Source organism: Nonomuraea sp. NPDC059007 (genome assembly GCF_042740555.1).
In the GTDB taxonomy this organism is placed as follows: domain Bacteria; phylum Actinomycetota; class Actinomycetes; order Streptosporangiales; family Streptosporangiaceae; genus Nonomuraea.
On record NZ_JBHYJD010000045.1, the window covers coordinates 76,452 to 90,649 of the forward strand.

General features: G+C 70.4%; 4 protein-coding genes. All 4 read right to left on the reverse strand.

Translation table 11 applies throughout. From position 1 onward, the window contains the following. Window positions 1-48: 48 nt before the first annotated feature. The 4 genes from ACFWY5_RS45590 to ACFWY5_RS45605 all read right to left on the reverse strand — a co-directional run bounded on the left by ACFWY5_RS45590 (window position 49) and on the right by ACFWY5_RS45605 (window position 13,955). Complete coding sequence (locus tag ACFWY5_RS45590) at window positions 49-1,698, reverse strand: BTAD domain-containing putative transcriptional regulator (protein WP_379638604.1); 1,650 nt, start codon at window positions 1,696-1,698, stop codon at window positions 49-51. 228 nt (window positions 1,699-1,926) lie between these two features. Then, window positions 1,927-8,745, reverse strand: a complete 6,819-nt coding sequence (locus ACFWY5_RS45595; RefSeq protein ID WP_379638605.1) for an RHS repeat-associated core domain-containing protein — start codon at window positions 8,743-8,745, stop codon at window positions 1,927-1,929. A gap of 68 nt (window positions 8,746-8,813) precedes the next feature. Further along, on the reverse strand, window positions 8,814-13,244 hold the full coding sequence (locus ACFWY5_RS45600) for a LamG-like jellyroll fold domain-containing protein (RefSeq protein ID WP_379638606.1): 4,431 nt from the start codon (window positions 13,242-13,244) through the stop codon (window positions 8,814-8,816). Between the two features lie 150 nt (window positions 13,245-13,394). After that, the gene (locus ACFWY5_RS45605; protein ID WP_379612688.1) at window positions 13,395-13,955 is read right to left on the reverse strand and encodes a YbhB/YbcL family Raf kinase inhibitor-like protein; all 561 of its coding nucleotides are present in this window, start codon (window positions 13,953-13,955) and stop codon (window positions 13,395-13,397) included. Window positions 13,956-14,198 lie beyond the last annotated feature (243 nt).

Sequence of the window (14,198 nt, forward strand, 5' to 3'; positions counted from 1 at the left end):
TCGTGCGCACTGTAGGCGGGCCCTGTTGCCACGCTGTTGACAGCGACGTCAGCGGCCTTCGCGGCTGCCGATCCGGCTGAAGATGGCGCTCGACTCCCGGCGGGCGGCGCCGGCCTGGGCGGCTTCGCCGTACCGGTGCTCCAGGTGGGCCAGGACGGTGAGCGTGCGGGCGCGCCACAGCGGGAGTTCCAGCGCCTCCCAGAGGTTGAGCGAGGCCGACAGCGCGACCCTGGCCTCGGCCGTCGCGCCCTGCTCCAGGCGGAGCTCGCCGAGCGTGCGCAGCCCGAGCGCGCGGCCGAAGCGGTCGCCCTGGCCGGTGAACACGCGCAGGCTCGCCTGGAGTGCCCGCTCGGCCTGCGGGAGGTCGCCCACGCGGATCCGGATCTTGGCCAGCGACTGACCGGCGTAGGCGGCGCCGTGCGGGTCGGCCAGGGCGGTGAACAGCCGGCGCGACTCCCGGGTCCTGGCCGCCGCGGGCGCGTACTCGCCCCTGGCCCGGTGCACGAGACCGACGCTGCGCTGCAGCAGGGCCTCGCCGCGCCGGTCGCCGATCTTCTGGTACGCCGCCAGCGCCCGCCCGAGCAGCCACAGGGCCAGTTCGTCGTCGCCCCGCTCGCGTTCCACGAAGCCGAGCATGTAGATGGCGTGCGCGTGCCCGGCCAGGTCGCCGAACGAAGCGAAGATCGACGCCGCCTCCAGCAGGTCGGACTCCCCCTCCGCGAACCACCCGCCCTCGGCCCGTACGGTCCCCAGCCCGGACAGGGCGGCCGCCAGATGCCGCCGGTCGCCGAGCCGCTGGAACGCCCGCCGGGCCTCCTCGTAGGCGGCCACGGACTCGGCGAAGCGGTCCTGGGCGAAGCGAAGCCGGCCCAGCCCTAGCATCACCAGCCCCTCGCCCTCGAGGTCACCGGTCCGCCCGACGTTCTCCTGGCCGCCGGAGCGCCCGCCGAGGCGGGGGTCGCCGCGCAGGATGTCCTGGCGCAGCCGTACCAGAGCGGGACCGGGGTCGAGCCCGAGCTCCCCGGACAGCCGCGCCCGAACCCGCTCGAAGACGTCGAGCGCCTCGGCGACGCGCCCGGAACGATACAGCGCGAGCATCAGCAGCCCGGCCAGCCGCTCCCGCGCGGGATCGCCCGCCACTTCCTCGGCCAGCACGCCGAGGATCTGCCGGTGCCGCCCGAGCCGCAACGACGCCTCGGCGAGCTCTTCGAGCGCCTCGCGCCGCGCCTCCTCCAGCCTGACGCAGAGCAGGTCACGCGCGCCACCGACCGCCGCCTCGTCGAGGACAGGACCGCGCCACAGGTCCAGCGCCCGCCGCAGCAGCCCGGTCTTCTCCTCGTCGTCGCCGCTGGCAGCGGCCTGCTCCTTCAGTACGGCGAAGCGGTGCGCGTCCACCGCCATGGGGTCGATGCGCAACCCGTAGCCGGAACCGGCGGCGAGGACCTCCACGTCCGTCCCGGCGAGCAGGCCGCGCAGCCGGGAGACGAGCACCTGAACCTGCCGCCGCCCGCCCTGCGGCGCCCCGTCGGGCCAGAACACCTCGGCCAGCCGCTGAAGCGGAACCATGCGGTTGGCCGACAGCGCCAGCACGCCGAGCAGCAGCCGCTGCTGACGCCTGGGCAGCGCGACCGGCGCCCCCTCCCACCGGAACTCGACCGGGCCGAGCAGGCGGACGCCGTCACTTGGTGACTTGATCACCTGTTCATGATTGACCGGGGGTCGGGCCATGACGTCAACGGATATTCAACCGAGACGAATCCCGCTATTTCCCGAAAAAACCTTAGCGTGTCCGAGGCACGGCCGATATGCGAACGAGATGAACGCGCTTCCGGCGATAAGGAAAGTCACCTTCCGTCAGCCGAAATCTCGCCCCTGGGAGCGACCCTGCCCGGCCGCTCCCCGTATTCATGCGTCAAGGGCCTCTGCTCAGCACGGCGCGGCTCCATTGTGGAATGTCGTAATGGCACGTAGCGCCGCGCTTCCACACACATATTGAAGCTCGATCGACGTCATCTTGCCCGGCAGCGTCTTTCCCGACAGGACACCGGGGACGTCCCCCATGCCTCCCAGGTTGAAGCTGATGCGCCCACCGCTCTCGTGCACCCGATCGATCATGGTCTCCAGCGCGCTACGCGTCGCCGTCGGAGTGGGGAACAGGTCCCTGAACTGACCGTCCAGCCATGTCACGGCCCCCATCTCGCTCGCGAAGCGGTCCAGGCTGTGGCCCTCACGGTAGGTGAGACCCATCGCCAGATGAATCGGCTTCCTGGCGTCGGGCGTGTCCACGTCGTCCCCGGCGCCGCCCGATCCCTTGCCGCAGTTGTGAACGAGAACCGGGGTGGCGCCCGCCAGCACGTAGTACGTGTGGATGTCGGCGACGGTCAGGTTGTGGACGCGGGCCTCGGTCGTTCGGGACTTGACGGCGGTGACCTGGACATAGGTGCCCGCGGCGGTGCGCAGGAGCTGGCCGGGGCGCAGGTCCTTGGCATCGCGCCAGGCCTTCTCGTTCTCCACCCAGAAGGGATGACCGTCGGTGGCGACGATGTCCCCGGCGTCCACGGTGATGGTGACGAGGTTCTTGGTGCCGTCACCGACGATGGTGGCCAGGATCTCCTTGGCTTCGGTACGGCCGGTCGCCGGGTCGCCGGCCAGGACCTTGTCGCCGGGCTTCAGCTGGCCGATGCGTTTCCCCGAGCCGTCGGCGAGCAGAACCTTGGTCTCCGGGGTGAAGCTGTTGGACAGCTTGCAGGACGTGCCCGCGGACTTCGGATTCTTCCCGCGTTTCGCCGCGCGGGCGATCAGCGCGTCGATGGCGGCGATCTTTTTGTTGATGTCGTCGATTCTCGCGTCGAGTTGTTCGATGGCCTGCCTGGCCGCTTTGACGGCGCCTTGGACCTTCTTGTAGATCTTGATGCCCATCCGGACCCTCGTGGAGAGTTTCCAGATCAGGCCGCCGATCTTCTTGGCCGGCACCACTTCGAGCAGCAGGCTGACGCACTTGCCCACGCTGCCGCTGAAGCAGCCCTTGATGTCTTCGATCTTGAGGAAGTCTTTGATGAAGCCGATGCCGGCGGCCTTTAAGGCTTCGAGTACCGCGTTCCGCTTGGCGGTCTGCTGGTGCTGGCGGCGTTCGTTCTCCGCGTTGTCGCGCCCGGATTCCAGGCCCTTCTTGGCCCTGTCGAAGTCGCAGGGGCCTTCGCAGTCGTCGTCGTCAAGCTGGTCGTCCCTGCACGGGGGATTGAGGGACTTCGTGCAGGCGATGCCGCTGCAGCAGGGGGCCATGCCGGTCGGGTCGGCGAGGGTGACGGGGTTGTTGTCGGCGTAGTTGTAGCCGTTCATCTGCTGGGAGTCGCCCATCTTGATGATGGGGTCGACGGAGATGAAGCGGCCGGTGACGGGGTCGTAGCCGCGGGCGCCCAGAGTGGTCAGATCAGCGCTGTCGTCGGTGATGCCGCCGACGAAGCCGCGCTGATGTTCCTGGGGCCATGCGCCCTGGGCGTCGCGTAAGCGGCCGAAGGGGGCGTAGCGGCGCTGGCTCAGGGCTCCGGTTTCTGCGTTGACGGCCAGTTCGGTGCTGCCCTGGTGGTCGCCGATGAGGTAGGTGACCCCCGTGGTGGTACGCATGGCGTTGCCGATGAACCGGCGCGCGGTGGTGGCCGTGGCGCCCTTGGCCAGGTGAACCTCCAGGCCGGGCAGGTACAGGGTGGTGCCGTCCTTGTCGCGCCGGATGAGGCGCTCGCCGTCGGCGCCGTACAGGAAGCGGGTTTCGCCCTTCTTGTCATCGTTGACCTGGGTGAGTTCGCCCTCGGCGTCCCAGGTCAGGGTCTGGTTGCCGCCCTGGGTGCGGCGTTCGGTGGTGTTGCCGGAGGCGTCGTAGGCGTAGGAGGCGGCTCCGGAGACGGTGGTGAGGCGGTGGGCCTTGGCCGGGTCGTAGGCGTAGGTGCGGTCCGACTGCTGGACGCCGCCCGCCGGGCCGGCGCCGTACAGGGATTCGCTGCGGCGGTTGCCGGTGTCGTCGTAGGTGTAGGCGGCCCGGTAGGGAGCGGGGCCGCCGATGGTGGTGTTCTCGCCGGTCTCGGCGCATTGCGTGTCGTCGGTCTGGGTCCAGGCTTCCGACAGGCGCGACAGCTCGTCGTAGCGGAAGCACTGGTTGTCGACGCCGTCGCGGGAACTGTCCTTGACCTGGGTGATGTTCCCGGCGGGCTGGTAGGTGTACTGGGTGCTGCGGTCGGTGCCGGGCATGCCGAAGTGCCAGGTGGTGGCCTTGGCCAGGCGGCCGGTGCCGAACTCGTAGTCGAAGGTCTGGTCGATCTGCTTTCCGGCGGCGCCGGAGCGCATGCGCAGGCCGATGAGCCTGCCGGTCTTGGTGTAGTCGGCGCCGGTCAGGTAGGTCGACAGCTGGGACTTGCTGGAGACCAGGCGGCCGAGATCGTCGTAGGTGTAGGCGATGTTCTCGGCGGGCAGGCCGCCGACGGCGGGGCTGCTGCTCGCGGCCACGCTGCCGTCGAGGTTGTAGCTGGTGTCGAAGACGTAGCCGCCGGCCGGCGCCAGGGCCCCTTCGGTGGCGGGCAGGGTGACCCTGGTGCGCTGGGGGCGGTCCAGGTTGTCGTACTCCTCCACCTGCGTGGTGTAGCGGTCGTTGCCGACGATGCGGGAGGAGCTGGTCAGCTGGCCCTCGCGGACGGTGTCGTACACCCATTCGGCGATCTTGGTGCCGGGTGAGGAAGTGGTGGCGTCGTACTTGGCGATCGCGCGGCCCAGGCCGTCGTACTGGATGCCGATCTTGTGGTTGCGGGCGTCGGTGGTGAGCACCGGCCGGTCGAGGGTGTCGTAGGCGACCTTTTCCACACCGCGGTCGGGGTCGTCGGTCCGCACCCGGCGGCCGAGCAGGTCGTAGGTGTAGGTCCAGACCTGGTTGCCGGGGCCGGTCACCGATTCCGGCCGGCCGCGATGGTCGTAGCCGAACTTCGTGACGACGGGTCCGGCCGCGCGGTGCTGGTGCACTTCGCGGGTACGGCCGTGCACGTCGGTGTAGGTCGTCACCGGGGTGCCGCCGGACGGCGGGATGACCTTGGTCCAGTCGTCGCCGTACTCGTAGCGGGTGTTCCACAGCTCGTTGGCCGCGCCGTCGCTGTTGCCCGACAGCAGCCGTTCGACCAGCAGCCGGCCGCGGCCGTCGTAGGTGTTCCAGACCTGGCTCTCCACCGCGCCCACCACCGCCGCGCCGAACCGGGCCGGTTGCGGGTCGCCGTCGGCGTAGTAGGGCGCGAACGTGTAGTGGACCTGCCCGGCCCCGTTGTAGACGGTGTCGGAGATGATCCGGCCCTTGGCGCCGGTGGCGTCGTCCCGTCCGGGGGCCTGCGACTGGCGCGGGCGCAGCCAGCCGTCGAACAGGGTGTAGGAGGTCTGCTGGCCGCCGTCCCTGGTCAGCGTCCTGGCGCCCACGGCCACGATCGCGCCGGGGTTCATCAGGTACTGGTACTCGTTGTCGGGAACCTGGCTCTTGGTGCGGCCGGGCCCCCAGACCTTCGAGGTACGCCCCAGCGCGTCCCGATCGGCGATGGTCGTCCTGCCGCTGGGATTGGTTTCCCGGATCGCCAGGCCCCAGGCCGGATCCAGCACCCGTGTGGTGGTCAGGGCCGATTCCGGGTCGGTGGCCGTGGCCCGCGGGGTGGTCGAGGTCACCTCGGTGGTGACGCCATGCGGTTCGGAGTAGCCGGTGGAGGTGACCTGCCCGGCGGCGTCGGTGACGGTCTTGGGCCGGCCCAGGACGTCATAGCTCGACCGGGCCATCACCTGGTAGGAGGTGATCGCGGTCGCGGAGGCCGCCACGGCCCGCTCGGTCTTCGTCACGTCGCCGTGCGCGGGCGCCGCCTTGAACGCCTTGTCGTCGTAGTAGCTGCGTACGTCGGCGACCAGGTCGGTGGTCAGGTCCGGCTGGTCGGCGCAGCGCCGGGCCACCGTGATCACCCGGGCCGCCAGCCGCAGCACCCGCGGCCCGTCGGCGGTCAGCTCGGTCCTGGTGCATTCCTCGTCACCGGGTACGCCGACCTCGCCCTCGTCGTCGAGGGCCAGCGCCGCGCCGTTGGTGAGGTCGAAGTCGGTCACCGTGGAGCGGGTCTGCTGCCACGAGGAACCGGCCAGGGCGAAGGCGCGGGTCGTCCTGGTCCCGGTGAGGTTGGCCGTCATCGTGCCCCACGGACGGGACTTGCTGGCCGTCTGGTGGTGCCACGGGCTGGTGACGGACTTGCTCACCGGCTCGCCGCCCACCTTGTCGTAGGTGACGGTGCGCAGGGTCATGCCGTGCAGCGACTCGTGGTCGGTGGGGTTGCCGCCCTCGCCGTCCGGGAGAGTGACGGTCTTGGTGCCACCGGAGGGGCCGGCGCGGTCGCCGTGCATGCCCTGGAAGAACCAGTGGTCGGTCTGGGACGGCGTGCCACCGCTGGCCTGGCTGGTGGCGCCGCTGATCACGCGGACCCTGTCGTAGCCGCGCCAGTTCGACCACGTCTTGAACCTCTGCGGGGTGATGCCGTCGTCGTCGGCGTAGTGCCAGGCGGGCCGGCCGATGCTGTAGTCGTAGCGGGTGACCATGTCCGAGCCGCCGCCGGTCAGGTCGGTCTGGATCAGCGCGCGCACCACGTACTTGTGGAACCAGTCCAGGCTCGGATCGGCCCCGCCGTTGGCGTTCTGCCAGAACGTGGGGAAGCAGCGGCGCCGGTTGGTCGCCGGTTCGGGCAGGTCGGAGGGGGTGCAGTCCATCTCCGAGTAGGTGATGTCGAGCTTGCCGCCGGTCTCGTTCTGGATGGCGGCCACGCGTTCCTTGATGAACGGGCCGACGTCGTCGCCGAGTTCGTCCACCCGGTTGGCGAGCTGCTGGTAGACGAAGCTGACCGGCGGCGTGGTGATCGGCGCGGGCCCGGCGTGCCCGGTGTGGGCGATGTCGGTGAGCTTGAGCTGCCGGTCCACGTCGGCGATGCCCCACAGGTGCTTGAACTGCCACGAGTCCACCTCGCGGTGGCCGGTGCCCGCCGGGTTGACGACCTTGGTGGTGACCTTCGTCAGGCGCTTGCGGGTCCAGAAGCTCGGCGTCGCCGTACCCTTGCCGTCCTTGCACTCGGTGCCCGGCTCGCAGTTCATGTCCCAGGGCACGTCCGGCCAGCGGGCCGGGTGGGCGCCGATGTCGCCGCATTCTTCGGCCAGGCAGCGTTCGGCGTTGGTGAAGTCGACCACGGCCGGGGGCGTGGCCGGGAAGACGTCGTCGCCGCGCAGGCCGTACTGGATGGAGGTCAGGTAGCCGCCGCGGGTGTAGGGGGTGTCGTCGGCGGCGCGCAGGTTGCGGCCGTAGTGGTTCTTCTCCTTGGCGTAGTAGAAGGCGACGGCGTTGCCGCGGGTGTCCTCGATGTAGTCGAGGTTCCACCGCCAGCCTTGGGAGCACCAGGAGTCCTTGAAGGCGTCCTTGTGGCACGGCTCGCCGTTGTTGTTGCCGAAGACCGGTACGTCCCAGGCGGCGTTGGTCTGCGGCTTGCCGGAACTCCAGCCAGGCAGGCGGTTCTTGCCGAAGTAGTACCGGGTGCCGTCGGGGGTGGTCACCCGCCAGTGCTCGTTGTCGTCGTCGCCGTTGCCGGTGTCGGCCTCGGTGCCGGTCAGGCGCTGGACCTTCGTCCCGTTGTCCTTGGCCAGGACCCAGCTGTCGGCGCCGGTCGGGATGAGCTCGCCGCCCGATCCGCCCAGGGAGAGCGTGGCGTTGTCGTAGGCCCAGCACTGGTCCATCGGCTCGACCTGGTAGGTCGGGTCCTTCGGCACGCCGTCGTCCTTGCACGGCTTGTACTTGCGCTCGATGAACCCGGGCGACAGTTCGAAGCCGTCGCCGACCCACGATGCCTGGTTGTTGCTGCTGACCGTGCGGCCGTCGATGGACGCCGAGGAGTAGTTGACCGCCAGGTTCGGCACCAGCCCGCCCGGCACCGGCGGCACCCGGAGCGGGTAGGACCAGGAGAAGTCCCCCGACTGGGCGCTGACCTGCCAGGTCGCGGACGGTGAGAGCGAGGTGACCCCGAAGTCGCCCTTGTCGCCCGCCGCCGCTGACGTCACGGCCAGCACCATCGGCTCGGCGCCGAGGTCCACGTCCGCGCTGAGCGTCCTGGCCGCGCTGTCGTTTCGCCCCTTCAGCGGTACGGCCCGCCGGCACTCGGCCTTGTCCGGGCTGGTCAGGGCACACGCGGGCAGCGCCGCCAGGCGCATGCGGGAACCGAAGCCGCCTCCGTAGGCTTCGGCGAAGGGCGCGTAGTCCACCGTCATCGTCACCTTGCCGGGTGGCCCGGCGGTGCGGGCCGCGGTGACGATCGGGCCGCTGACACCGGCGCGCCGCGAGGCGGCACGATCGTGGGTCTGGATCTTCACCCGCCCGGTGGACGACGGTCCGGCCGCTGCGGCCGCCACCGCGCCGGCCCGGCGGGCCGCGACGGCGGACGCGGCCAGGTCGACCTCGGCCGTGCCCGGCGCGGGCCAGTTCACGACCGGGTCGGGCGCCTTCGGCTCGCTGATCCGGGGTTTCACCGCGACGGGCCGGCCGGGCACGACGCGTTCCCGGTCCACGGGCCGGGGCCGGTCGCGCTCGGCGGCGGCGACGGCCGGCCGGAGGGTGGCGGGGACGAACAGCAGCCCCGCCGTGAGCACCAGGGTGAGCACCGCCCGGAGCGTCCTGGCCAAGGACACGCGGCGGCGGCGTGCGGCATGGACGCGCATGCCGTACCTCCAAGGAAAGAGTGGGGGGGACGGGGTCGCCGCGGCGGCGCGGCGACCCCGTGGCGGGGTCAGTCGGAGTCGTTGTCGTTGAGCGCGTCTTCTGAGACGGCCGACATCTCCGACCACAGGGACAGCAGGTCGATCAGGGTCTCGTCCGCGGGGCCGCGCAGCACCCAGACGTCGTCGACGTGGCCGGACCAGTTGGCCGAGGCGCCGCCGCGGCCGATCTGCGCCGAGGTGACCGGCCCGGTCAGGGTGACGTCGTGGCGGTAGGACTTGACCTCCGCCTCCGGAGCCGCTTCGAGGGTGCCGTTCACCCAGAACTCCAGCGACTTCTCCCGCGCGTTGTAGACGATCGCGAGGTGGTCCCAGTCGCCGAACCCGGTGTGGAAGGCCGGGTGTTCGACGATGCCGGCGCCCGGGATCTCCACCACGTAGCGGCCGATCTCCCCCATGTCCGGATCGCCGCGGCCGGGATCGAACTTCACCCGCAGCGCGCTGCCGCCGGCGGTGGGCAGGTCGAGCACGGTCATCGCCTTGCGCGCGGTCCCGCTGGTCTCCACCCAGGCCGAGAGGGTGAAGCTCTCCCTCGGGTCCAGGATCGCCGCGGCGATGCCGGCGTAGTCGCCCGCCGCGCCGGGCAGGTGGAGAGAACCGGGCACGGCGCTGTTGCTCATGGGGGTCTTGGGCACGAAGCGGGCGGCGCCGTACAGGCGGACGGGGGTTCTGATGGCCTCGCCGCTGTCGTCGGGAGCGCGGTTGAGGTGCCACTTGTGCGCCACCGTCAGCATCTCCTTCGACAGCGCCGCCGCCTCCTCGACGGTGACGATCCGGTCGTAGACGCGTACGTCGTCGATCTTCCCGGGGAAGAAGTCGAGCGGCGTGGCGGCCCACTGGACCCGGCCGATCGTGAGCGGGCCGCCGGCCCGCCACGCGCTCGTGTAGTCCATCTCGGTGCCGGGCTCGCCGTTGACGTAGACGCGCACCTTCTTGGCGACGGCGTCGTACACGCCCATCAGATGGGTCCATTCGCCGGGTCTGGCGGGCTTGGCCGACCAGGCGCTGGAGGACGGGACCGACGTCGAGTCGGCGTTCATCCGCCAGAACACCCACTTCTTGGCGTTCGGGTCATAGCGCAGGCAGAAGCCCGACACGTTGACGCCGTCCTGGGCCGCCACGGTCGCGTACCCCGTGGGCAGGGTGTCGGGCAGCTTGGCCCACGCGGTCACCGTGAAGCTCTGCGTGGTGTCCAGCACCGCGCCGTCGGTACGGGCGAACGCCGTCGTGCCGTTGCCGGCCATCGCGGTGCCGCGCGAACCGGCCACGCCCAGTTGCGGCGTGCCGGACACCCGGGCGGGGAAGCGGCCCTGCGCGTCGGCCAGGGTGGCCGATCCGGCGGGGTCGTTGAGCTTCCAGTGCGCCTTCGGCGCGCGGCCGGGGGCGACCCGGAACCGGTAGACGGCCGAGCCCTTGGAGTAGTTGCCCGCCTGGTCCCTGACGCGTACGTAGAGGCTGTTGCTGCCGATGACCTTGGGGAGAAGCTGCACCGTCTCGGTGGCGCTGCCCGCGGTCCGGCGGCGGAACTGGGTGGGATCCTCGTTCACCGCGTACGCCCACTCGGTCACCGACGGGTCGAAGGTGACGACGAACCTGCCGTAGCGGCCCATGCCGTCCTGCGGCACCTGCGCCGGATCCAGGGGGTTCTCCGCGACGTACCCCTCGGGCCCTGGCGAGGTGATCACCGGCAGCGGCGGCGCCTTGGTGTCGAAGACGAAGTAGCAGGCGGTCGCCGCGCCGTTCGAACTCCACGGCCCCTTGCCCTTGCGGCTGTCCCAGGCCCTGACCTGCCAGTTGATGACGGTGTTCTCCGGCAGCAGCCCGCGCGGAACGTGTGCCATGAAGCTGTTGGCCACCTTGCCCGACCTGGCGCTCTTCGGGTCGGTGAAGTGCCGCCACGTCCGGGGTTGCCCGGCGGCGTTCTTCCAGGACACCAGGAACTCCGCCCGGACCTTGTCGGCGGTGCGGTGGTAGGTGTCGGGGTCGCGCAGGTTCTTGGCGATCAGCTTCGGCGTGGACCAGTTGAACACCGACGGGTTGCCCGGCCCCTTGCACGGGCCGCCCGGCTCCATCTCCAGCTGGCTCATTCTCGGCTGCAGCGGCGGCCGGTTGTAGTGCACGCGCAGATAGGCGCGCGACTCGAACCGCTTCCAGGCCAGCTGATCGCCCTCGTCGGCGGCACGCAGCCCGAACGTGGTGTCCCGCCAGCCCTTCTCCGCCGCTTCCCTGACGCCCGAGGTGACGTTGAACAGCACGTCACCGGCCGGGCAGGTACTGCCGGCGCACCCCGACCAGCCCTTGGCCACGTTGCGGCTGTCCAGCTTGCGCAGCCAGTTGTCGGAGGTCGAGTTCCAGGTGGAGTTCTTGCCGAACGCCTTGGCCAGGTGGATGTTCACCGGCCGTTTGCTGCCCGAGGCCGCCCACACCTCCCGCACGTGGAACTCGGCGGACAGGATCTGCTTGCCGGCCAGCCACCCGGTCGGGACGCGGTAGAACAGCCGCTTCTTGTGCGGGGAGCCGCAGCTGCGGCCGCTGGACGGCAGGCCGATCGGGCACCGGCCCATCCCCTGGTCCTTGGTGAAGTTGTAGATCTCGAACCCGCTGCTGGCCACCATGAGGTTGGCCGAACTCATCGGCGTGCGGTACATCGGGTCGATGTACACCGGGAACGTGGTGTCGGCCGCGTTCAGCATGGCCGCGTCCGGGACCAGCGTGAGCCGGCCGCCGGACAGCTCGGCGCCGATCGTGGCGATCTTCGAGGCGTCGCCCGGGGCCGCGTCCGTCGCATGGGTGGCCGGTGGATCCACCGGGCCGTCCTCACCGGCCGTCATCGCGCTCGCGCCTCCGGGAGCCGGCGCCGAGTCCCACATGATCGGCTTGGGCGCCTCGAAGATCACCGCGTCGTTGGCCGGATCGACCGCCTCCTGCGTGCCCTCCGCGTTCGTGCTCACCGTCAGCGTCGGCGCGGCCAGCGTCAGGGTCAGCGTGGCCAGCCTGGGGTCCTGCGCCGCGGCCGGGGTCTTGACCACCAGCGTGTGCGCGAAACCGTCCGGTGTCGCCTTCACCCGCAGGTCCACGTCCGGGCCCATCACGCCGCTGTACACGGCGGTGTCGTGGTCCAGGGTCGGCGCGGGCAGCGCGCTCGGCCAGGTCAGCGACATCGTGTGGCCGGAACGGGTGAGCGTCGCCATCGGTCCCGCCCCGCCGGCCGACAACCTCAGATCCACCAGCGAGGTGTACGGCCGGACCGCCCCGTCCTTGAACCGCAGGCCGTTGTACAAGGGAACCCACGTGTCGCCCTGTCTCATGCGGATCGGGGTGAGCCGGTCGTGGACGTACATGGTGCCCTCGGGGGTGGCGTACACCTCCCGCGCCTCACCCCGCTCGGCGAGCACCTCCACCAGCTGGCCCGAGGTCTCCGCGGCGGCCAGCGCCTCGGCCTCGGTCGGCCGCGGATCGGTGGAGACGGTCCACTTCCGCTCCGTCAGCGACACGTTGTCCAGGAAGGCCGTCAGCTCGCCCTTGCCGCCGAGCTGGAACGTGAGCGCGCCCTGGGCGGTGTCGGCGGTGGAGTCGAAGGTGTAGGTGAAGCGCTGCGGCTGGTCGGTCAGCTCCACGTCGGTGGCGAAGATCTCCGGGCAGGTCTCTGTCTCCTCGCAGACCACGGCCCTGATCGCCACCTCGGCCGTGGCGTGGGCGTCGAAGGACAGCGTGTAGGTCCGCTTGGCCTGCAACGTCCGGCCGCTCTGGCGTACGTGCGCCTGCGCGGGTTCGGTGGTGCCGCCGGCCACGGTGATCTTGGCGGCGCCGTTCTCGGCCGCCAGCGTGGCCGGGCCGGCCGCCTGCCAGGACGAGGTGTCGGTGGTGAAATCCCCGTTGACCAGCAGCTTCTTCGTGAACGAGCCCCGCCCGTAGAAGGCGACCTTCTGGTAGGTCCAGCCTTCGGCCAGCGCGCGGGCCTTCTCCGCCTCGCCCACGACGTACCGGTGGGACGGGCCCTTGATCAGCTGATGGACGGGGAGCAGTCCCTCCCCGTCCGCCGCCTGCGCGTGGAACCGGACGCCCTCGTCCACGTACCCCTGCGCCACGGCCTGATCGCGCTCGGCCGGGTCGAGGGTGAAGATGCGGTCGCCGCCGGACTTCCGCATGCCGCTCACCGGCGACAGGCCCGTCACCGCTTCACGCGCGACGTGCAGAACCTGGCCCTCGGGGGTGTAGCCCCATTTGGCCACCGCGCTGTCGTACTCCGTCTCCCAGGTGGTGAACAGCGTGTTGTCGGTCGTGGTGGTGCCGCGTAATCGGTACAGCGGTTTGACCATCCACGCGGTCGCGACGTCCACCGCCTCGGCGTCCGCCCTGGGCGGCGTCCACACCGTGATGACCAGGCCCGCCATGACCAGCGCCGCCGCGGTCAGGACGGCCGCCCACCTTCGTAGCCCCATGCGTACTCCCCTGGTACACGATTCCCCGTGGCATGTGATTCGCCTCAGCATCGATCGGGGCTCGCCGGGTGGGTAGAGCTGCGCCGCCGGTTGGGAAAACGTGGGAAAGGTGAACGACGCGGGAGCGGGCTCCCGCGTCGCCGCGCCGGTTCAGGACTCCCCGGACAGCCTCGCCGACCCCAGCGACGCGTTGCCGATGACCCGCGCCGCGGTCTGCGTGGACGAGCTGGAGGTCAGTTCGGACAAGGTCGCCCTGTTGAGCGCGTGAACCACGAACTCGTAGGTGTTCACCGTGCGCGGCGAGCAGGGGCCCTGGTAGCCGAAGAGGCTCGCGCTGCCGCGGTAGTAGACCTGCCTGGATCCCGAGGGGATCGAGGGCCGGTAGGCGTGATCGACATTCTGCGGGAGCGAGGTCACGCTCACCGCAATGTCATAGATCACCCAGTGAATGAGATTGTTGTTGTCGAGGTCGCGCATCACGATCGCGTAGCTTCTGGCGGCGGCCGGGGCGCCGGACCACGACAGCGGCGGGGACTCGTTCCTCTGGCGCGGGTCGCTGCCGCCGCTGGTGCATTCGTGAACCTTCGGGATCACGCCGCCGGGCGAGAAGGCGCTGCTGGTCAAGGCGAACGCCCGGGACGAGGCCGCGGCCGGCGGGGTGGCGCACATGACGACGAGGAGGGCGTACAACACGACTCGGACGACGGTCATGGAGGGCTCCTAAGGATGGTTCCGATCCATCCACACATATACGGAGATCGTCGCCACACTTTATGAATGACGCCTTTATCCCACCACCATTCATTTATGCATAACATCGCCTTTTGTAGGATTTATCGGGAGATATTGGCTGCGGCCGCCCGGGCCCCCCGGGGCGGGCGCCCGGGGGGGGGGACGCAAAAAAAAACCGGGCCGAACGGCGGGGCGGGGCCCAACCCCCCCGGCCCCAACCAG